At 66.2% G+C, this 19,145-nt stretch carries 20 protein-coding genes; 17 read left to right on the top strand and 3 right to left on the bottom strand.

The genetic code is table 11. The features are described from left to right. The first annotated feature begins 48 nt into the window (after positions 1–48). From mshA to Q4G50_RS04430, 4 genes are read left to right on the top strand one after another with little or no spacing between them, the layout of a single operon-like run. Positions 49–1,305 carry a D-inositol-3-phosphate glycosyltransferase gene (gene mshA, locus Q4G50_RS04445; RefSeq protein ID WP_303376434.1) on the top strand — a complete coding sequence of 419 codons (1,257 nt, stop codon included), beginning with the start codon at positions 49–51 and terminating at the stop codon, positions 1,303–1,305. 50 nt (positions 1,306–1,355) lie between these two features. Continuing rightward, positions 1,356–2,102 carry a phosphoglyceromutase gene (locus Q4G50_RS04440; RefSeq protein WP_303376433.1) on the top strand — a complete coding sequence of 249 codons (747 nt, stop codon included), beginning with the start codon at positions 1,356–1,358 and terminating at the stop codon, positions 2,100–2,102. Positions 2,103–2,112: 10 nt separating this feature from the next. Continuing rightward, positions 2,113–3,366 carry a cell wall metabolism sensor histidine kinase WalK gene (locus Q4G50_RS04435; protein WP_303376432.1) on the top strand — a complete coding sequence of 418 codons (1,254 nt, stop codon included), beginning with the start codon at positions 2,113–2,115 and terminating at the stop codon, positions 3,364–3,366. Next, entirely contained in the window at positions 3,363–4,058 is a 696-nt protein-coding gene (locus Q4G50_RS04430; protein WP_303376431.1) for a response regulator transcription factor, read from the top strand. The genes Q4G50_RS04435 and Q4G50_RS04430 overlap by 4 nt, the downstream gene beginning before the upstream one ends. Here the strand turns inward: Q4G50_RS04430 and Q4G50_RS04425 are convergent. After that, positions 4,055–6,700 (bottom strand): FtsX-like permease family protein, encoded by a 2,646-nt coding sequence (locus tag Q4G50_RS04425; RefSeq protein WP_303376430.1) that lies wholly within the window; start codon positions 6,698–6,700, stop codon positions 4,055–4,057. The two genes, Q4G50_RS04430 and Q4G50_RS04425, sit on opposite strands and share 4 nt — an antisense overlap. After that, entirely contained in the window at positions 6,697–7,560 is an 864-nt protein-coding gene (locus Q4G50_RS04420) for a hypothetical protein (protein WP_303376429.1), read from the bottom strand. The genes Q4G50_RS04425 and Q4G50_RS04420 overlap by 4 nt, the downstream gene beginning before the upstream one ends. A gap of 34 nt (positions 7,561–7,594) precedes the next feature. Between Q4G50_RS04420 and Q4G50_RS04415 the strand changes: the two genes are divergently transcribed. The 5 genes from Q4G50_RS04415 to Q4G50_RS04395 all read left to right on the top strand — a co-directional run bounded on the left by Q4G50_RS04415 (position 7,595) and on the right by Q4G50_RS04395 (position 10,835). Continuing rightward, entirely contained in the window at positions 7,595–8,545 is a 951-nt protein-coding gene (locus Q4G50_RS04415; RefSeq protein ID WP_303376428.1) for a Ppx/GppA phosphatase family protein, read from the top strand. Positions 8,546–8,547: 2 nt separating this feature from the next. Next, entirely contained in the window at positions 8,548–9,351 is an 804-nt protein-coding gene (locus tag Q4G50_RS04410; protein WP_303376427.1) for a hypothetical protein, read from the top strand. A gap of 22 nt (positions 9,352–9,373) precedes the next feature. Beyond that, positions 9,374–10,186 (top strand): pyrroline-5-carboxylate reductase, encoded by an 813-nt coding sequence (gene proC / locus Q4G50_RS04405; RefSeq protein WP_303376426.1) that lies wholly within the window; start codon positions 9,374–9,376, stop codon positions 10,184–10,186. 152 nt (positions 10,187–10,338) lie between these two features. Further along, positions 10,339–10,530 (top strand): helix-turn-helix domain-containing protein, encoded by a 192-nt coding sequence (locus tag Q4G50_RS04400; protein WP_303376425.1) that lies wholly within the window; start codon positions 10,339–10,341, stop codon positions 10,528–10,530. A gap of 203 nt (positions 10,531–10,733) precedes the next feature. Next, positions 10,734–10,835, top strand: coding sequence for an AURKAIP1/COX24 domain-containing protein (locus Q4G50_RS04395; protein WP_003855542.1), 102 nt, complete (start codon positions 10,734–10,736; stop codon positions 10,833–10,835). A 168-nt stretch (positions 10,836–11,003) separates the two neighbouring features. Here Q4G50_RS04395 and Q4G50_RS04390 read toward each other — a convergent pair whose 3' ends face one another. Then, a complete protein-coding gene (locus Q4G50_RS04390; RefSeq protein ID WP_303376424.1) occupies positions 11,004–12,074 on the bottom strand; it encodes an HAD-IB family hydrolase in 1,071 nt (356 codons plus the stop codon). An 89-nt stretch (positions 12,075–12,163) separates the two neighbouring features. Between Q4G50_RS04390 and Q4G50_RS04385 the strand changes: the two genes are divergently transcribed. From Q4G50_RS04385 to Q4G50_RS04350, 8 genes are all read left to right on the top strand, one after another. Next, positions 12,164–12,400, top strand: coding sequence for a glutaredoxin family protein (locus Q4G50_RS04385; RefSeq protein WP_303376423.1), 237 nt, complete (start codon positions 12,164–12,166; stop codon positions 12,398–12,400). A 123-nt stretch (positions 12,401–12,523) separates the two neighbouring features. Then, entirely contained in the window at positions 12,524–13,855 is a 1,332-nt protein-coding gene (locus Q4G50_RS04380) for a glutamyl-tRNA reductase (protein ID WP_303376422.1), read from the top strand. Between the two features lie 14 nt (positions 13,856–13,869). Continuing rightward, the gene (gene hemC, locus Q4G50_RS04375; protein WP_303376421.1) at positions 13,870–14,757 is read left to right on the top strand and encodes a hydroxymethylbilane synthase; all 888 of its coding nucleotides are present in this window, start codon (positions 13,870–13,872) and stop codon (positions 14,755–14,757) included. A 28-nt stretch (positions 14,758–14,785) separates the two neighbouring features. After that, entirely contained in the window at positions 14,786–15,157 is a 372-nt protein-coding gene (locus Q4G50_RS04370) for a hypothetical protein (protein ID WP_303376420.1), read from the top strand. A 171-nt stretch (positions 15,158–15,328) separates the two neighbouring features. Beyond that, positions 15,329–17,011, top strand: a complete 1,683-nt coding sequence (locus tag Q4G50_RS04365) for a uroporphyrinogen-III synthase (RefSeq protein ID WP_303376419.1) — start codon at positions 15,329–15,331, stop codon at positions 17,009–17,011. 94 nt (positions 17,012–17,105) lie between these two features. After that, complete coding sequence (gene hemB / locus Q4G50_RS04360) at positions 17,106–18,101, top strand: porphobilinogen synthase (protein WP_303376458.1); 996 nt, start codon at positions 17,106–17,108, stop codon at positions 18,099–18,101. Further along, the gene (locus tag Q4G50_RS04355; protein WP_303376418.1) at positions 18,101–18,640 is read left to right on the top strand and encodes a hypothetical protein; all 540 of its coding nucleotides are present in this window, start codon (positions 18,101–18,103) and stop codon (positions 18,638–18,640) included. Before hemB ends, Q4G50_RS04355 begins: the two co-directional genes overlap by 1 nt. A gap of 6 nt (positions 18,641–18,646) precedes the next feature. After that, the gene (locus tag Q4G50_RS04350; RefSeq protein WP_303376417.1) at positions 18,647–19,144 is read left to right on the top strand and encodes a hypothetical protein; all 498 of its coding nucleotides are present in this window, start codon (positions 18,647–18,649) and stop codon (positions 19,142–19,144) included. The last annotated feature ends 1 nt before the right edge of the window (position 19,145 follow it).

Genomic DNA, 19,145 nt, shown 5'->3' with positions numbered 1-19,145 from the left:
TTAAAGGTGCGCCCCAGTATACGGGCGCGCCCACCTATTATTGGGGGCATGCGCGTCGCGATGATCTCCATGCACACCTCGCCGTTGCAGCAGCCCGGCTCGGGAGATGCAGGTGGCATGAACGTCTATGTCCTCAACACCGCCCGCCAGCTGGCCCGCCAGGGTGTGGAGGTGGACATTTTCACCCGGGCGACCCGGCCCAGCCAGGGGGAGGTGGTCGATGTGGAGCCGGGCCTGCGGGTGCTCAACATCGTGGCCGGCCCCTACGACGGGCTGGAGAAAGAGTCCCTGCCGACCCAGTTGGCGGCTTTCGCCGGCGGCATGGTGGCCTTCCAGCGGTGCCATGACGTTGACTATGAGCTCATCCACTCTCACTACTGGCTCTCCGGCCAGGTCGGATGGCTGCTGCGGGATTTGTGGGAGATCCCGCTCGTGCACACCGCGCACACTTTGGCCGCGGTGAAAAACGCCCACCGCAGTGATGACGATTCCCCCGAATCGGAGGCGCGGCGGATCTGTGAACAGCAGCTCGTCGATAATGCGGACACCCTGGTGGTCAACACGCCGGAGGAGACGAACGATCTCATCGACCATTACGACGCCGAGCCCGAGCGCATCGTCGTGGTCACCCCGGGTACTGACGTCGAACTGTTCACCCCCGGCACAGACCGCAACACCGAACGCTCCCGCCGCCTGCTCGGCATCCCACTCGACGCGGAACTGGTTGTGTTCGTCGGCCGGCTGCAGCAATTCAAGGGCCCGCAGGTGCTCATCCGCGCCATCGCCGAGATGGTCCGCCGTCGCCCGGAACGCAAACTCCGGGCCATCATTTGTGGTGGGGCATCGGGGGCCGCCACCACCGAGCGGCAGTACCGGGAACTGGCCCGTGAACTGGGTGTCGAGCGACGTATCCGCTTCCTGGATCCCCGCCCGCCGGAGGAACTGGTCACCATCTACCAGGCCGCCGACATCGTCGCCGTCCCCAGTTACAACGAATCCTTCGGACTCGTCGCCATGGAGGCGCAGGCCTGCGGCACCCCGGTGGTCGCCGCCCGGGTCGGCGGTCTCCCTGTCGCCGTTGCGGAGGGTGAGACGGGAGTGCTTGTCGACGGCCACGCCACCGAGGACTGGGCCGACGCGCTGGAGCAGCTTCTCGACGATGACGACACCCGCCTGCGCATGGCCGGCGAGGCCGTCGCTCATGCCGCGAACTTCTCGTGGGCGGCCTCGGCGTCCCAGCTGGCGAGCGTCTACAACGAGGTGCTCAGCCGGGAGATCGACGACTGCGCACCGCGCCGGGCCTGACGGGGGTATATACCCCCACATGAGCGGCGCAATCGTGGCATATTGGAGACATGACCAACGGAAAGCTCATTCTTCTTCGCCACGGCCAGAGCCAGTGGAACAAATCGAACCAGTTCACCGGCTGGGTGGACGTTGACCTCACCGAGCAGGGTGTCGCCGAGGCTGTCCGCGGCGGCGAGATGCTCAAGGAGGAAGGCATTCTCCCGGACGTGCTGTACACCTCCCTGCTGCGTCGCGCGATCCGCACCGCCAATATCGCCCTTAACGCCGCCGACCGTCACTGGATCCCGGTGGTCCGTGACTGGCGTCTCAACGAGCGTCACTACGGTGCGCTGCAGGGCCTGAACAAGGCGGAGACCAAGGACAAGTACGGCGACGAGCAGTTCATGGCGTGGCGCCGTTCGTACGACACCCCGCCGCCGGAGCTGGCCGACGACTCCGAGTATTCGCAGTCCGATGACGTGCGCTACGCCCACCTGGACACTGTCCCGCGTACCGAGTGCCTGCTCGACGTCGTCAAGCGATTCATCCCCTACTACCAGGAGGAGATCGAGCCGCGCCTGCGCAACGGTGAGAACGTCCTCGTCGCGGCCCACGGTAACTCCCTGCGCGCGCTGGTCAAGCACCTGGACAACATCTCCGACGAGGACATCGCAGCTCTCAACATCCCGACCGGCATCCCGCTGGTCTATGAGTTCGATGCTGAGGGCAACGTCACCAACCCGGGTGGTACCTACCTCGATCCGGAGGCGGCAGCCGCCGGTGCAGCCGCTGTGGCCGCACAGGGTGGCAAGTAGCCTGTAAGGCGTGTCAGCCTTTCTCGCGTTCCTGTTGGGCGTCGCCGTCACCGGCGTCGCTCTTCCGGCGTTGAACTGGGCCCGTAAGCGCATCATCCGGCACCGCTCCTCGGCGACGCTGGAAGATAACCAGGTGACCACGGTCGGCCAGGTTCTGCACCTGGCCATCCAGGGGTCGCCGACGGGTGTCACCGTGCTTGATCGCGGGGGAGAGGTGATCCTTTCCAATGCGCGCGCGCATGAGATGGCGATCGTCCATGACCGCACGGTCAACGAACAGGTCTGGCAGGTCGCCGGCGAGGTTTACGCTGATAAGGAATCGCGCACCCTCGACCTGTCCATGCCCTTCCGGCGGACAGGTAACCGGGTGTCGTCGGTGCGTGCGCTCATCAAACCGCTGACGCTTGTCGACGACCGCTTCGTCATCGTCTACGGCACCGACGAGTCCGAGAACGTCCGCATGGAGTCCGCCCGACGCGACTTCGTCGCGAACGTCTCGCACGAGCTGAAAACCCCGGTCGGCGGCATGGCGCTGCTCGCCGAGGCCCTTATGGAAGGGGTCGATGACCCCGAGCATGTCGAGTACTTCGGCAAACGCCTCCATAAGGAGGCCCACCGCATGGCCAGCATGATCAACGAGCTCATTTCCCTGTCCAAACTGCAGGGTGCGGAGCCGCTGCCGGAGATGGAGCCGGTCTCCGTCGACGACATTATCGACGAGGCCTTCCACCGCAATCAGGTCGCCGCCGACAACGCCGACATCACCTTGACGAAGGGCTCGGACTCCGGGGTGTTCGTCATGGGTGACCGTTCCCTGCTGGTCACGGCCGTCTCCAACCTCATCTCCAACGCCATCAACTACTCGCCGCAGTCGGTGCCGGTGTCGGTCTCGCAGAAGGTGGCGAACGAGGATGTGGTGCTCATCCGCGTCACCGACCGGGGTATCGGCATTTCCCCGGAGGACCAGAAGCGCGTCTTTGAGCGTTTCTTCCGCGTCGATAAGGCGCGTTCGCGCTCCACGGGTGGCACCGGGCTGGGGTTGGCGATAGTCAAGCACGTCGTGGCCAATCACGGCGGTAACATCAAGGTGTGGTCCCGTCCAGGCACGGGATCTACGTTCACCATCGAACTTCCGATCCACCATCCGATCCCCGAGCAACCCGCCATTGAGGTGGCAGGGCAGGATGAGGAGCCAGGCTCCACCGGTGCGCTGCGGCAGGCAGTGTCCCGGGTAGCGACACGTCGAAAGGACAAAACAACATGACGACGACCATCCTCATCGTCGAAGACGAGGAATCTCTCGCCGATCCGTTGGCCTTCCTTCTGCGTAAGGAGGGGTTCGAGGTGATCATCGCCGGAGACGGCCCCACCGCCCTGGTGGAGTTCGAACGCAACGCCATCGACATCGTCCTGCTCGATCTCATGCTGCCGGGCATGTCGGGCACCGATGTGTGCAAGCAGCTGCGCACCACGTCTTCCGTGCCGGTCATCATGGTGACGGCGCGTGACTCGGAGATCGACAAGGTCGTCGGTCTGGAGCTGGGCGCCGACGACTACGTCACCAAGCCCTACTCCTCCCGTGAGCTCATCGCCCGCATCCGCGCCGTCCTGCGCCGCGGGGCGGAGGCCGAGCCGCTCATCGAGGAAATCGAGGAGCAGATCCTCGAGGGCGGCCGCGTCCGCATGGACGTCGAGCGCCACACCGTCACCGTCGACGGCGAGCCGGTCCCCATGCCGCTCAAGGAGTTCGATCTGCTGGAATACCTCCTGCGCAACGCCGGCCGTGTGCTGACCCGCGGGCAGCTCATCGACCGGATCTGGGGTGCCGATTACGTCGGCGACACCAAGACCCTCGACGTCCACGTCAAGCGCCTGCGCTCCAAGATCGAGGAGGAACCCTCCCGCCCGAAGCAGCTGGTCACCGTCCGCGGCCTAGGCTACAAGTTCGAGGCTTAACGCTCGATAGCTTCGAGCGGGGGTGTCGCTGCCGCCTTCAGCGCCGGTACCACGGACGCCAGTACCCCGACCACGACAGCGGCGCCAACCATGGCGGTGATCTGTGGCCAGGGGATCGACGGTGAGGTCATGCCTTTTTCCGCCAGCACCCGGACCACGGCCCAGCCGGCGGATGTCCCCGCGAGAACACCGACTACTGCGCCGTGGACGGTGAGGATGAGGGATTCGATCTCGATCATCCGGCGGACCTGCCAACGCTGCAGGCCGATGGCACGCAGGGTGCCGATCTCACTGCTGCGCTCCGCTACTGAAAGCAGCAAGGTGTTGACGATGCCGAGCGTCGCAATGATCACCGCCAACGCCAGCAGCGCGTAGATGATGAGCAACAGCTGATTGATCTGGTTGCCCAGGGCGCTGGTGTACTCGGTGCTGGATTTCACCTGCACGACCAGCAGCGGCGCTACCGCTGCTTCCAGATTGGCGCGCAGTTGCGTGTCGGAGACGGAACCATCGGGGGTGACGAACACGGCAGTGCGGTTGATCGCGCTCTCCGTGCTGTCCAGGACGGCATCTGCGGCGGCCCAGGTCACGGCGATGTGCCCGAGAAGCGCGGTCTCACCGTAGATGGCGGTCACCGGGATCCAGATGGCGTTCTCTTCGACGCCGTCCATGACGGTGAGGGGGATGTAGTCGCCGATGGACAGGGCCTCTTGTTCGGCGTACTCGGCGGACAGGGCCGCGGCGGGGACCTGTGGATCGCTGAAGGCGCCGGCTCGCAGATTGAGGTCCATGAAGAGGCTGACATCGCTGTCCAGGACGGTGGTCGTCGGATGGTTCCAGTTGTCGGCCTGCAGGGGAGCGGACATGAGTGTGCCGGTGTCGGCGACCCCGCTGGTACGTTGCGCCAGTTCGCGGCTCTCCGGAGGGAGGAATAGGCCAGCTCCTCCGGTGGCGCGGCCCTGCACAGAGCCACCGGAGAGGCTGTCGAGGACAAAAGGTGCGGTGACGGAGGATTCGATCGCGCCGAAGACACTGGCCCGGGCGGAGGAACCGACGGTGCCCACACCGGCCACCAACCCCACGCCGAGCGCGAGAGCTAGGGCGGAGGTCGCGGAACGGCGCGGGTTGCGTATGGAGTTCTGGCGGGCCAGTTGGCCCATCACTCCCATGGGCCAGGTGATGGCGCGGCCCAGGGTGCCACCCACCGCGACGATGAGCGAAGGGCCCGACAACACCAGCGACCATAGGCCCAGGATGAGACCTGCGGCCACGAGGATCAGGCGCACATCAATGTCAACGACCCTTCCGTTCACTGAGGAGATGAGAGCCGCCCCCATCAGGAGGATCGCTCCGAGGGAGAACATGGCGCCGGAGATGAGCAGGCGGAGGATGGGCAGGCGGGAGGAGCGGGCGTCGGAAAGATCGAAGGCCTGGACCGGCGGAAGCATCGCGGCCCGGCGGGCGGGGGCCAGGGCGGCGGCCATGGTGATGACCACCCCGAATACCAGCGGGATGAAGACGGACTCAGCAGTCAGCGTGAGGTTGACGGAGGTTAATTCCCCACCTGTGGCCTGCATGACCGCCAGCAGGAAGCCGACGCCGAAGATAGCGGTGACGATTCCCACGACCGAGCCGGCGAACCCGATGATCGCGGCTTCGGTGACCACGCTGGCCGCCACCTGGAAAGTCGAGACACCGATGGAGCGCAGAAGGGCGAACTCCTTGGTGCGTTGCCCCACGACCATGGCGAAGGTGTTGACGATGTTGAGCGAGCCGATGAACAACGCCACCGCCCCGAAAATGACGAGGATGTAGCGGACGAAGTCCAACTGTTGGAGTCGGCTGTCGGCCATCCTCTCAATGATCTGCTCCGGGAGGAGTGGGGTGAGCGCCCCGTAGTTCAGGCCGATGCGGTTGCGCACCAGCATCGGGTCCGCCCACGGCTCCACAGCAATAACCACCTGAGAGGCGAAACCGTCCTCGGTGAATCGGTAGCGGTAGCTGTCCGGGGTGAACAGCACGCTGATCCACCCGGCGGAATCGCGCGGCGAATCATAAACCCCGACCATGCGCACGGTGGAACGTTCGCGTGGACTGATGATCAGGAGGCGATCGCCGATCTTCAGCTCCGACTGCTCCACTGCATGCGCGTTAAGCATGACCTCGTCGGGGGCGGTGGGCCAGGCGCCGTCGATAAGCACGGGGATATGACCGACGGTGTCCTCGGGAGCGTACGCCGCCCCCGGATGTGCCCCCGCCGACCCTGTTTGCAGGGGCGCGGCATCGGGGCCTATGACGATGATGCCGGAGCCGCCGACAGCCCGGGTGCCCGAGGGCGGGCCTGGGCCGTCGCCGATGATGTTGATGGCGCGCACTTCCGGCCAGGAGGCAATATCGTCGATGACCTCGAAGGGCACACCCTGCGGGGAGTTCGTACTACCGACGACGCCGACATCGATACCGTGCACGCCGGCATCGACGATGGAGTCAAAGGAACGGGCCAACGCCGAGGTCAGCAGCAGTGACCCAGCAATGAAGGCCGTGCCCAGCACCACTGACAGGAAGGTCAGCGCGAATCGTCCACGGTGCGCGAGGACTGAGCGTGCCGACGCCCGTAGCACCGGAGTCAGCCGACCGTTCATCGTCTCGCAGTTGCCGGGTGCGTTGCCATGAGTCCCGCGGCCGCCCGGCGTTCACAATGGGCGGCGAGAATGTCGTAGGAGGGCTGGCCCATCAGGGCGATCAGCTCGGCGCGCATGGATACCCACAGCGGATCCGGGTGGGTGTGGCAGGCACTCGCGGATGAGCACCACCAGTCGAAGTCCTCGCCACCGTTGCCCCAGGCGCGGCGGTCATACTCGCCGATGACGGTACGGAGGATCTCGACGCCGTCGGTGCGCTCCTCATAGTCTTCGTAGCGGCGCAGCGGAACCTGCCAGCACACCTCCGGCTTCTCGACGGTCAACTCCCGCCCCTCAGCCACCGCCCACTGGTGGATGGCGCATCCGGTGCCGGTCTCCCAGCCCGCGCGGTTGGCGAAGATGCAGGCCCCGCCGACGGTCGTCGTCTTCAGGGAGGGCTCGTCCTCGTCGTCGTCCCACTCCAGCCAGGGTTCCAGATCGACGGCCTTGTCGGTGGCGAAGAACTCGTCCACCTCTTTCGGGCGGTGTTGCCAGTATTTCGCCGGCATGTCGTGGACGGCGTTGTAGAGCTGGTCCCGGTCGGTTTCATCCGCCAGGTAGGCACCGTGGACGCAACAGCCGATGTCGGTCTGCTCAAAGTCGATGCTCTGGCACGCCTCCTGCCCGAAATGGCAGGTGTAGTGGGATTCGAGCCAGGTCAGGTCGATCTGGAAGGTGTGCAGCGGATCGTCCGGGTTAACAAACTCGAACCACTCCCGCGGGAAATCGGGAGCCTCCTCCGCGCCGGCCAGGATCTGCCTGCCAGCGGGGGATGTCTCCGGGAACCCCAGAAAAACCTGGGTCGATTGTGGGCGATTCACACTTGCCAAGGTTAGACCGTCTACCCTAAGACATGTGCGACTAGGTGTATTGGACGTTGGCAGTAATACTGTCCACATGGTGGCGGTCGATGCCCGCAATGGCGGACATCCGACCCCGATGAGTGACTGGAAGACCAGTCTGCGACTCGTGGAGCTTATCGACGGCGACGGTGCCATCGGTGACAAGGGCATCAAGCGGCTCACCAAGGCCGTAGCCGAGGCTGCCGACTTGGCGACGACACTCGGCTGCTCCGAGGTCATGTCCTTCGCGACGTCGGCGGTGCGTTCGGCGACGAACTCCGCCGATGTCCTCGATTCGGTGGAAAAGGACACGGGAGTGCGCCTGGAGGTGCTCTCCGGTGAGGACGAGGCGAAACTGACCTTCCTCGCCGTGCGCCGCTGGTACGGATGGTCCGCCGGCAGGATCACCAACCTGGACATCGGCGGCGGCTCTCTCGAGCTGTCCACCGGTTCCGATGAGACCCCCGATGTGGCGATCTCCCTTGACCTGGGTGCCGGCCGCCTCACCCACCAGTGGTTCGACACTGACCCGCCGGAGCGCAAGAAGATCAACCTGCTCCGCGACTACATTGACGCCGAGCTCACCGAACCTGCTCGGCAGATGCGCGCCTACGGCGCCGCTGGCCTGGCCGTGGGCACCTCCAAGACGTTCCGCACCCTCGCCCGCCTCACCGGTGCTGCCCCCAGCGCCGAAGGCCCCTACATCAAGCGCACCCTGACCGCACCGGGCCTGCGCCAGCTCATCGCCTTCATCTCCCGGATGACCGCCGCCGACCGCGCTGAGCTGGAGGGCATCAGCTCCGACCGCTCGCACCAGATCGTCGCCGGCGCGCTTGTCGCCGAGGCCAGCATGCGTGCCCTGGGACTTGAGAGCATCGAGATCTGCCCCTGGGCGCTGCGCGAGGGAGTCATCCTCCGCCGCATCGACAAGGGGCTTGACCCACTCCCTGAGGAAAGGAAGTGACCATGAGCGACGACAAGAAGCAGTTGACGGTCGCCGAGTTGCTCGCCCGCGCCGGGCAAGAGTCCGGGGACGGTGAGGTGCCACGCAAACGCCGCCGACGCCGCAGCCTCGAGGAGGGCGGCATCTCTGTCGCCGAGCTCACCGGATCCATCCCGGCCGTCAAGGAGAAGCCGGCGGAGTCGAAGCACTCCTCCGTGCCTATCGACGCGCCGGAGCCGGAAGAGCCGAAACTCAAGTCGGAAAAGGCCGAGAAGGCTGAGAAGCCCGCGGCACCCGAGGTTAAGCCCGAGCCGAAGCTACAGACTGAGAAGAAGCCGGCGACCCCGGCTACCGACGAGACCGTCGTGCTGGGAAAGGTCTCCGAGGAGCGGCCTGAGCCGGTCACCGACAAGGTTGACCGACCTGAAAAGCCCCAGCCAGCCGGCGAAGCAGAGACCGGTGAGATGCCGGTCGTGGCGGAACCCGCCGAGGAACAGTTGGCGCTGGAGGGTGAGGAAGGCGACGTCGATAAGCACGCCGAGGTGGAAACCGTCGACGATGACGTCGAGGAGAAAACCTCGATTACCGGTGTCATCCTCATGGCTGTCATCGGCGTGGTGCTGGGTGTCGTGGTGTTCAAGGGCTTCGAGATGCTGTGGGAGAACCTGTCCCGCCCGATCGTCGCCGGTCTGGCGATCATGGTGACGGTGGGCATGGTGGCGGTTGTCAAGGCGCTGCGTACCGCTAACGACGGGCTGTCGATGTTCCTCGCCGCGCTCGTCGGCGTGGTCATGACGTTCGGGCCGCTGGCCATCGTCCTCATGTAGCCGATGTGGCACCCTGGGAATCATGACAAAAATTGTGGTTCTCGGAGGAGGCAAGATCGGCGAGGCGCTGATCTCGGGTCTCGTCAACGCGGGCGTTGACCCGCAGTCCATCACGGTCACCGGCCGTCGCGCGGAGCGGGGGGAGGAGTTGCGCGAACGCTACGGCGTGCGTGACAGCACCGACAACCGGCAGGCAGCGGAGGACGCCGATGTGGTGTTCCTCTGCGTCAAACCGAAGATGATCGTCGACGTCCTGGGGGAGATCAGCGAGTCGATCGAAGAAAACGACGTCACCACTGTGCTGGTCTCCATGGCCGCCGGTATCCCGCTGTCGACGATGGAGGACGCTGTCGTCGCCGGGACCCCCGTCGTGCGCGTCATGCCGAACACCCCCATGCTGGTCGGGCGGGGCATGAACGCCGTCGCCACGGGGCGCTTCGTCACCGACGAACAACTCGAGCAGGTCACCGAGCTGTTGTCAGCAGTCGGTGAGGTCCTGCCCGTCGCGGAATCCGACATGGACGCCGTCACCGCCCTCGCCGGTTCGTCCCCGGCGTACTTCTTCCTCGTTGCGGAATCGCTTATCGACGCCGGCGTCTCCCTCGGCCTCACCCGCGACGTCGCCCAGCAGCTTGTCGTCACTTCCGCCGCCGGTGCGGGCATCATGCTCTCGGAGTCCGGCCAGGACCCCGCCACCCTGCGCGCCAACGTCTCCTCCCCGGCCGGCACCACCGTCGCCGCCCTGCGTGAGCTGGAGGAATCGGGCATCCGCGGCGCCTTCTTCCGCGCCACCGAAGCCTGCGCCGAACGCTCTAAGGAGCTCGGTGGGGCATAGCGCGAATTTGGTGCCCGGAGAAACTCTCAAAAAATCGGGCACTTAAGTCGCAACAGTCACACAATTCACGCTAAGCTGTTCCAAGCACGTGCGTGACCGTCCTGCGGGAGGGGAAGCCTGCAGCGCGCCACATGCTGAAGGGTTGAATGAATATGACTAATGCAGACAAGGGCTCTTTTCTGACGGTCGCGGAAGTCGCGGAGATCATGCGCGTTTCCAAGATGACCGTCTACCGGCTGGTTCACTCAGGTGACCTGCCGGCGGTACGCGTCGGCCGCTCCTTCCGTGTCCACGAGAAGGCGGTCAACGATTACCTCGACTCCTCGTACTACGAGGTCGGTTAAGCCCGCATCAGTGACCTGCGGCGTCGCCCACTCCTCCGGAGTGGTCGGCGCCGCAGGTTTTTTGGTCGAGTGGCAGGGCCCCGGTATGATGGACCGCATTCGTGCCGACGGTACCTACCCGCGCAGCCAGCGCGGTCGAGAGTGCACCTCGAGGAGAAGTCGGCAGGTTACGTACGTAAGTCTCAACAATCCGAGGAGACCCCATGGGTTCTGTCATCAAGAAGCGCCGCAAGCGCATGTCCAAGAAGAAGCACCGCAAGATGCTGCGCCGCACCCGCGTTCAGCGTCGTAAGCTGGGCAAGTAATTCTTGGCCGACCACGGGCCGTCACCCTTCACCGGGTGGCGGCCCGTGGTGATTCCAGGGGCGGGCGGTATCTGCCGAACGTCAGACGGCCCTGGGGTCTTAGGTGCGCCGGGTCGGGCGTAGTGGGGTGGGGGTGTCTGACGTTGCGCAGAGGGTGGCCGGACCCGGCTACTCGGCCGCGCCGGCGGGCGGCTTGCCCTTGCGGAAGACCCGCCAGGAGAACAGGCTCGCGGCGGCGGTGGCCAGGGCGGGCAGGCCGTATGCCCGGACGGCGCGGCGGACGGAGCGGTAGTCGCGGACCTGCCAGCCGCGCTGGGCGGCCTCCTTGCGGAGCTTGGCGTCGGGGTTGATGGCGACGGCGGTGCCCACCATGGACAGCATGGGGATGTCGTTGATGGAGTCGGAGTAGGCGGTGCAGCGCTGGAGGTCGAGTTGCTCGATGGCGGCGAGCGCGGCGACGGCGTGCTTCTTGCCGGGCCCGTGGAGGATGTCGCCGACGAGACGTCCGGTGAAGACGCCGTCTTTGACTTCGGCGACGGTGCCCAGGGCGCCGGTGAACCCGAAGCGCTTGGCCAGGATGTGGGCGAGCTGCACCGGGGTGGCGGACACGAGCCACACCTGGTGGCCGGCGGCGAGGTGCATGCGGGCGAGCTCGCGGGTGGCGGGCCAGGCTTTGTCGATCATGGTGGAGTCGACGATGTCCTCGCAGAGTTCGACCAGTTCGTCGACGCGCTTGCCTTTGATGAACTCCAGGGCCTGGGTGCGGCCTTCGGCGACGTCGGCGGCGTTCTCGGAGCCGGTGATGCGGAACTTGATCTGCTTCCAGGCGATGGGGAGGATCTCGGAGAGTCGGAAGTATTTCTTGCGGGCCAGTCCGATGGCGAAGACGACGAGTGAAGAACCCTGGATGAGGGTGTTGTCGACGTCGAAGAAGGCGGCGGCGCCGACGTCCTGCGGGATGTCCGGATCGGGGAGGGAGATGTGGAAGCCGCCGGCGGCCTCGATGGAGCCGGAGACGGAGTCGACGCCGGAGGAGAAAGCGTCGAGCTCGATGCCGAAGGTCTCCTGCACGGCGGCGGCTGCGGCGGCTTCGCCTGCGGCGCGCTGGGACTGTTCGTCGATGGGCGGCAGGGCGCGGTCCTCCAGGAAGCGGCGCAGGTTGCCGCGGGTGGCGCTCCAGCTGGCGAGGAATTCGCCGGGGCTGCCGGGGAAGAGGGGGTCCTGCGGGGAGGGGCTCATGGTCGTGTCCGAGCCTTCCTGTGTACATCGGGCGTGGGGTGGGGCGGTATCGTGTCCATGGTAGGCCCCGACGAAGGAGACTGTGGAGCATGGCGGAAACGGTGGAGCTGATGATCCGGACGACGTGTGGATCGTGTGCGCGCGTCGAGAAGCAGATCTCCCCCATCGTGGAAGCGGCCGGTCTCACCCTGCAAGTGTGCAACGTCGATCATGATCGTGCCTTAGCTGTGGAGTTCGGCGACCGGGTTCCGGTGGTGGTCATCGACGGTGAGGAGTTCGCTTGCTGGGAGGTCGACGATGCCGAACTTCAGGAGGCTCTGGCCTGATCGGGCGGGCCGGGTGTGGATTTCCTGTCAGTCGGGGGTATCCTTTTGTATGATCCGCCCCGAGGGTGCGTGCACGGCGTGCCCCGGGGCGATGTAGTTGAATGGAAAGCGGTGAAGGAAAACGTGAGTGTGCTCGTCGTGGGAATGTCTCACCGGTCGGCGCCCGTGGCGTTGCTCGAGCGGTTGAGCATGGACGAGACGGTCCGCAACGACACCACCTCCCGGCTCGTGGAGCGCCCCTCGCTCAGTGAGGCGATGATCGTCTCCACGTGTAACCGCCTGGAAATTTACTGCGTGACCAACTCCTTTCATTCCGGCGTCCAGGATGTGGTCGAGGTGCTGCATGCGATCTCGGATGTCGACATCGATACCCTCCGCGGCTACCTCTATGTCCGCTACGCCGACGCTGCCGCTGAGCACATGATGGTCGTCGCCTCCGGGCTGGACTCCATGGTCGTCGGTGAGCAGCAGATCATCGGGCAGGTACGTACCGCCTACCAGGAGGCTTCCGAGAAGGGCACCGTCGGCCAGAGCCTGCACCGACTGGCGCAGACTGCGCTGCATACCGGCAAGCGTGTCCACTCGGAGACAGATATCGACGACGCCGGTGCCTCCATGGTCACCGTCGCTGTCGACGAGGCGCTCGAGCACCTGCACACTGACAACCTGCAGGGCAAGACCGCGCTGGTGCTCGGGGCCGGGGCGATGGCCTCGCTGGCGGCGACGCATCTGGGGCGGTTGGGCGTCGATAAGCTCATCATCGCCAATCGGACCCGCAGCCGGGCAGAACGCCTGGCGGAGCATTCGCGGGAGGCCGGCGTGCCGGCCGGGGTCGTCGACTTCCGCGACCGCGCCACCACCCTGGGGGACGTTGACCTGGCGGTATCAGCTACCGGCGCCGATGAATTCACCATCACCCCGGCCGACATTCCCGCCGCACGTGGACGCGAACTCATGCTCATCGACCTGTCCATGCCCCGTGACATCGACGACGCTGTCGCCCAGTTCGACGGCGTGCACCTGGTCAACATCGAGCGCCTGCACCAGACCATCTCCGGCCGCGGCGACCATTCGACCGGCCATCAGGAGGCCTTGGCCATCGTGGCCGAACAACTCCAGGAGTACAGCTCCGAACAGCGGGTGCGGGATGTGGTGCCGGCAGTGTCGGCGCTGCGTCGACACGCGGCCGAGCTCATCAACGGTGAACTGGACCGCCTGCGTGGCCGCACCCCCGGCATCGACGAGCCGGAATTTGAGGAAGTGTCGCGGACGGTGCGGCGGGTCGTCGATAAGCTCCTCCACGAGCCGACCGTGCGGGTGAAAAAACTCGCCGCCGAATCCGGTGTCGTGTCCTATGAATCCGCGCTGCAGGAACTCTTTGGCCTGGTCACAGATGCCCCGCCCGTCGCCGTTGACGTCGCCGACCTGCCTGCGGGCAAGCTCACCACCACTTAAAGGAGACCTCCCGAATGTTCAAGATCGGAACCCGTCGTTCGAAGCTTGCCACCACGCAGGCTGGCCACATGCGCGATGCGCTCATCGCCGCTGGCCATGAGGCGGAGCTGCACCTGGTCACCACCGAGGGGGATGTCAACATGGCCCCCGTCGAGCGGATCGGGGTGGGCGTGTTCACCCAGAAGCTGCGCGAGGCGCTGGATGACGGTGAGTGCGATATCGCGGTGCACTCCTTCAAGGACCTGCCCACCGCCCCCGACGAGCGCTTCCACCTCGTGGTGCCGGTGCGTGCCGACGCCCGCGAAGCCCTCATCGCCCGCGATGGCCTCACCCTGGACACCCTGCCGGAAGGCGCCCGGGTGGGTACCTCCGCCCCGCGCCGCATCTCCCAGCTTAAGGCCCACCGCCCGGACCTGGACATCCGCCCGCTGCGCGGCAACATTGAGACCCGGATGGGCTATGTCACCGACGGGGAGTTGGACGCGGTGGTCCTGGCCTACGCCGGGCTGACCCGTGTTGACATGGGCGACCGCGCCACCCAGGTCTTCGGCCCGGAGCTCATCCTCCCGGCCCCGGCCCAGGGCGCGTTGGCCATCGAGTGCCGCGCGGATGACGCGGACGCCGTCGCGGCGATCGATAAGCTGCTCGACGCCGCCGCCTCCACCTGCGCCCGCACCGAACGCATCGTGCTCAACCGCCTCGAGGCCGGCTGCACCGCCCCGGTCGCCTCCCATGCCACCCTCGACGCCGACGGCACCATCCAACTCACCGCCGGTGTTTTCGCCCTCGACGGCTCGCAGCAGCTGATCTTCGAGGGCACCGGCCGTGATCCGGTCACCCTCGGCGAGGAAGCGGCCGCAGACCTGCTGGGACGTGGTGCCTCCCAGCTCATCGACCGCTAACCCCCGGCAGGGGTAGAGTTGTTTGATCATGGCTGTACTCAAGATCACTGACCGGCAGGTGACCGTCACTCTGGACTGGTGGGAGAAGATCGCCGCCCGGCGTTCGCACCTGACCATCCCCACGCGGGTGATCACCGACGTCCGCGTTGTCGACGATGCCTGCAGCCTGGCCCGCGCGGTGCCCGCCCACAAGCGTGCCCCCGGCACCCGCATCAAGGGCGTGACCAGCACCGGGACCTTCACGGCCAGTGATGGCACCGGCGCCCAGACCTTCGCGGTCTGTCATGGTAAAGGCCCCGGCATCCTCATTGATTTGCAGTCCGCGACCGTCAACCGCATCATCATCTCGACCCCGCGGGCCGACGAGTATGTCGAGGAACTGGCCCGCATCGTCGGCTGAGTAGCCCGCACCGGACAAGCCCGTGTTTTCGTAATCCGGGCTTCCTAAATTAAGGTGTGAATACCACACCATCATTTGCCCGTGATCTTATGGCCCCCTTAAAGGCGTGACGCGGGCAACGATGTGTGTCCTGACCTGTTGTGAGCATCCCCCACACTAGAAAAGATCCGTATGAGCATGGCCCCACAGACCTCCCAGCCGGGAAAGGTCGTTTTCGTCGGTGCAGGCCCCGGTAACCCCGATCTGCTGACCGTGCGAGCCCGCGAGGTACTCGCCACGACCTCGATCGCAGTGACCGATCCGGGGGTGCTCGCCGGGGTACGCGAGGTCGTCGCCTCCTCTCTGCCCGTGCCGAAGGAGCGTATCGACGCCGCCGAGGCCGAGTACGAGCGCATCTGCGCCGAGGCCAAGGCCGCTGGTGCCCGCCGCCGCCCGCCGCGCCCCCCGGCCCCGACTGCCGCGGATATCCGCGAGGTCGTGGTGGGGGAGACGGGCGACGTCGTGAAGCAGCTGTCGGAGGCACTGGCCGAAGGTGACGGCGACGTCATCCGCCTGGTGACCGGCAACCCGCTCACCCGTGACCAGACGATGGCGGAGATTGCCGCCGTCGCCGCCGCAGGCCTGGAGTTCCAGGTGGTGCCGGGTATGTCTCTGCCGTCGACGGTGCCGTCTTTCGCGGGCATCGCCCTGGGTTCGACGTACACCGAAACCGACGTCACGGAGAACAACGTCGACTGGGAGCAGCTCGCCTCCGCCCCGCAGCCGCTGGTGCTGCAGGCCACCGAGGCGGACCTGGACACCATCGCCACCGAACTCAGCGAACGCGGCATGGCTGCGGACACGCCCGTCTCCGTCACCGTCAACGGCACCACGCGCCTGCAGCGCACCCACGACGCGACCCTGGGCACCCTGAGCCGCCTCGACGTGGAACTGCCCGGGCAGCTCGTGGTCACCCTGGGCAAGGGTGTCGATGACCGCACCAAGTACTCCTGGTGGGAGAACCGCCCGCTCTACGGCTGGCGTGTGCTTGTGCCGCGTACCAAGGAACAGGCGGCGTCGATGAGCGCCCGGCTCTCCGGCTACGGCGCGATCCCGCAGGCCGTGCCGACGATCTCCGTGGAACCGCCGCGAAACCCGGCACAGATGGAACGCGCCATCAAGGGCATCGTCGAAGGCCGCTACCAGTGGGTGGTGTTCACCTCCGTCAACGCCGTGGCGGCCGTGTGGGAGAAGATCGTCGAGTACGGGCTGGACGCCCGCTCCTTCGCCGGTGTGCGCCTGGCGGCTGTTGGCACGAAGACCGCGCAGGCGGTCAGCGACCTCGGTATGACACCGGAGTTGCTGCCGGCGGTGACCAAGCAGAACGCCGCCGGCCTGGTCGAGGTCTTCCCCGAGTACGTGGAGGAACTCGACCCGGTTGGTCGGGTGTTGCTGCCGCGCGCCGACATCGCCACCGATGTGCTTGTCGACGGCCTGGTCGACCTCGGCTGGGAAGTCGACGACGTGGTCGCCTACCGCACCGTGCGCGCCGCCCCGCCCTCGGCCGAGATCCGCGAGATGATCAAGTCCGGCGGATTCGACGCCGTGTGCTTCACGTCCTCGTCGACGGTGAAAAACCTGGTCGGTATCGCCGGTAAGCCGCACCCGCGCACCATCATCGCCTGCATCGGCCCCATGACCGAGGCCACCGCCAAGGAGATGGGACTGCGGGTGGATGTCGTGCCGGAGATCGCCGAGGTACCCGAACTTGTCGACGCCCTCGCCGACCACGTCGCCGGTCTGCGTGCGGCCGGTCAGTTGCCGCCGCCGCGCAAGAAGCGACGCACGCGTCGTAAAGCAAACGACGAAGCCTAGATCCGGCAGACGCCTAAGATGGCGGGGAACACCCGCATAAGACCTTGATATGGAAGGATCAGCGCCCGCTGTGACTGACCAGTCCACCCCGTTCCTGTCCACTCCGACCCGCCGCCCGCGCCGCCTGCGCACCACCCCGGCGATGCGGGAGCTCGTCGCGGAGACGACCCTGCGCCCGGCGGATCTCATCCTGCCGATGTTCATCGCCGACGGCCTGGACACGCCCAGGGAGATCTCCTCCATGCCGGGCGTGCACCAGCACACCCTGGACAGCCTCAAGCGCGCCGCCCACGAGGCCCTCGAGGCGGGTGTGCGCTGCGTCGACCTGTTCGGCGTGCCGCGTGAGGAGGACAAGGACGCCGACGGCAGCCCCTCCTGCGCCGCGGACGGCGTGCTCAACCGGGCGCTGGCCACCATGCGGGAGGAGTTCGGCGATGACCTGCTCCTCATGGCCGATACCTGCCTGGATGAGTTCACCGACCACGGGCACTGCGGTGTCGTACGGGAGGACCGGTGGGGGCGCGCGGTCGTCGATAATGATGCGACCCTGGACCTCTACCAGCGCATGGCCGTCGCCCAGGCCGATGCCGGAGCCCACATCATCAGCCCCTCCGGCATGATGGACGGCCAGATCTTGGCCATCCGTGAGGCCCTCGACGCCGCCGGCCACCAGGATGTGTCCATCATGGCGTACTCCGCGAAGTACGCCTCCGCCTTCTACGGCCCCTTCCGCGAGGCCGTCGGCTCCTCCCTACAGGGCGATCGCCGCACCTACCAGCAGGACCCGGCAAACCTGCGTGAATCCCTCCTGGAGGCGGAACTGGACATCGACGAAGGCGCCGACTTCATCATGGTCAAGCCGGCCATGCCGTATCTCGACGTCCTCGCCGCCGTCGCGCAGCACAGCCCCGTCCCCGTCGCCGCCTACCAGGTCTCCGGCGAGTATGCGATGCTGCACGCCGCCGCCCGCCACGGCTGGCTCGACCTGGATGCCGTCATGATGGAATCACTGACCTCCATCAAACGCGCCGGCGCGAACCAGATCCTCACCTACTTCGCCACCGACGCGGCCCGGATACTCACCCGCTGATGGCAGAGAAGAAACCCGAGGCCGTCCGCCTCATGCTGCTGCTGTTCGGGGTGGCGGTCGGTGGGGAGATCCTCCACCAGATCCTCAGTATCACCATCGGACTGCTCGACCCCTCCGGACTCACCGCCGCCGCGAAGGAGACGATGAGCGCCGAGCAGGCGACCGAGATCTCCGACAACATGCTCAGGCTCATGGTCACCGGGTCGATCATCATGGCAGGTGCGGTGGGCATCCTCGTCATGGGGCTTCTGGTGTTCATGCTGGTGCTCATTCAACGACGTTCCAAACACGCCGGCCTGGCCCGCCGCATGCTCCTGGTCTTCGGGTTCTATTTCGGCTTCCGCATTCTCATGCTGTTCATGGCTACTCCGGGCGGAAACGACGTGCCCATGGCAATGTATGTCATTGACGGTAGCGTCCAGATCATCGTCGGAGTGGCCGCCGTCATGGGTCTGGTGTTCACCTTCCGGGAGGAGACACTGCGGTGGACCCGGGAGATCGACCCCTCCGGCAACCGGACCGACCCGCGAAGGAAGTAGGCCCCGATGCCCAGCATGTTCCCCGGGATGTACGCCAACCCGGATGACCCCAACCGAGGGCCACGCCGCCAGTCGGGCGAGGCTCCCGGCACTTGGCCGTCCTCGCTGCGCTGGGGCTATTACGTCCTGGTGGCCACCGCGATCCTCCTGGTGCTCGTCGGCATGATCGCCCTGGCCCAGGATTATGGCGGTGACCCAGACGCCGCGCCCGAGGTGATCGACGCCTACCATCGCAACGTCCGCTTCATCGGCGTGTACAACATCATCGCCGGCCTGGTCATCGCCGCCCTCGGCGCCCAGTTGAAATCCGGCGGAAAGATCTCGCGCCGGGTGCTCGCCGGTGTCATCGCCTTGACCATCTTCTTCAACATCGCCGCCTTTGCCATCCAGGTCGGTGGCCTGGCGATGGTGGCCATCTGCGTGCTGCTCGGCGTGGCGGCCGTGATGGTGTTCCGCCCGGATGCCAACGCCTACATCCGCCGGATGAGCGACGAGCGGGACTAAT

The organism is Corynebacterium sp. (assembly GCF_030538285.1).
In the GTDB taxonomy this organism is placed as follows: Bacteria; Actinomycetota; Actinomycetes; order Mycobacteriales; family Mycobacteriaceae; genus Corynebacterium.
Note: the sequence above shows the minus strand (reverse complement) of the source record. Positions and strands in the feature narration are given on the sequence as shown.

Excerpts from the sequence above, each read along its gene's own strand:
- Q4G50_RS04425 (WP_303376430.1), bottom strand. The coding sequence starts at position 6,700 with ATGAACGGTCGGCTGACTCCGGTGCTACGGGCGTCGGCACGCTCAGTC.
- Q4G50_RS04350 (WP_303376417.1), top strand. The coding sequence starts at position 18,647 with ATGCCCAGCATGTTCCCCGGGATGTACGCCAACCCGGATGACCCCAAC.
- Q4G50_RS04440 (WP_303376433.1), top strand. The coding sequence starts at position 1,356 with ATGACCAACGGAAAGCTCATTCTTCTTCGCCACGGCCAGAGCCAGTGG.
- Q4G50_RS04430 (WP_303376431.1), top strand. The coding sequence starts at position 3,363 with ATGACGACGACCATCCTCATCGTCGAAGACGAGGAATCTCTCGCCGAT.
- Q4G50_RS04365 (WP_303376419.1), top strand. The coding sequence starts at position 15,329 with ATGAGCATGGCCCCACAGACCTCCCAGCCGGGAAAGGTCGTTTTCGTC.
- Q4G50_RS04410 (WP_303376427.1), top strand. The coding sequence starts at position 8,548 with ATGAGCGACGACAAGAAGCAGTTGACGGTCGCCGAGTTGCTCGCCCGC.
- Q4G50_RS04395 (WP_003855542.1), top strand. The coding sequence starts at position 10,734 with ATGGGTTCTGTCATCAAGAAGCGCCGCAAGCGCATGTCCAAGAAGAAG.
- Q4G50_RS04370 (WP_303376420.1), top strand. The coding sequence starts at position 14,786 with ATGGCTGTACTCAAGATCACTGACCGGCAGGTGACCGTCACTCTGGAC.
- proC (WP_303376426.1), top strand. The coding sequence starts at position 9,374 with ATGACAAAAATTGTGGTTCTCGGAGGAGGCAAGATCGGCGAGGCGCTG.
- Q4G50_RS04390 (WP_303376424.1), bottom strand. The coding sequence starts at position 12,074 with ATGAGCCCCTCCCCGCAGGACCCCCTCTTCCCCGGCAGCCCCGGCGAA.
- Q4G50_RS04400 (WP_303376425.1), top strand. The coding sequence starts at position 10,339 with ATGACTAATGCAGACAAGGGCTCTTTTCTGACGGTCGCGGAAGTCGCG.
- Q4G50_RS04355 (WP_303376418.1), top strand. The coding sequence starts at position 18,101 with ATGGCAGAGAAGAAACCCGAGGCCGTCCGCCTCATGCTGCTGCTGTTC.
- mshA (WP_303376434.1), top strand. The coding sequence starts at position 49 with ATGCGCGTCGCGATGATCTCCATGCACACCTCGCCGTTGCAGCAGCCC.
- Q4G50_RS04385 (WP_303376423.1), top strand. The coding sequence starts at position 12,164 with ATGGCGGAAACGGTGGAGCTGATGATCCGGACGACGTGTGGATCGTGT.
- hemC (WP_303376421.1), top strand. The coding sequence starts at position 13,870 with ATGTTCAAGATCGGAACCCGTCGTTCGAAGCTTGCCACCACGCAGGCT.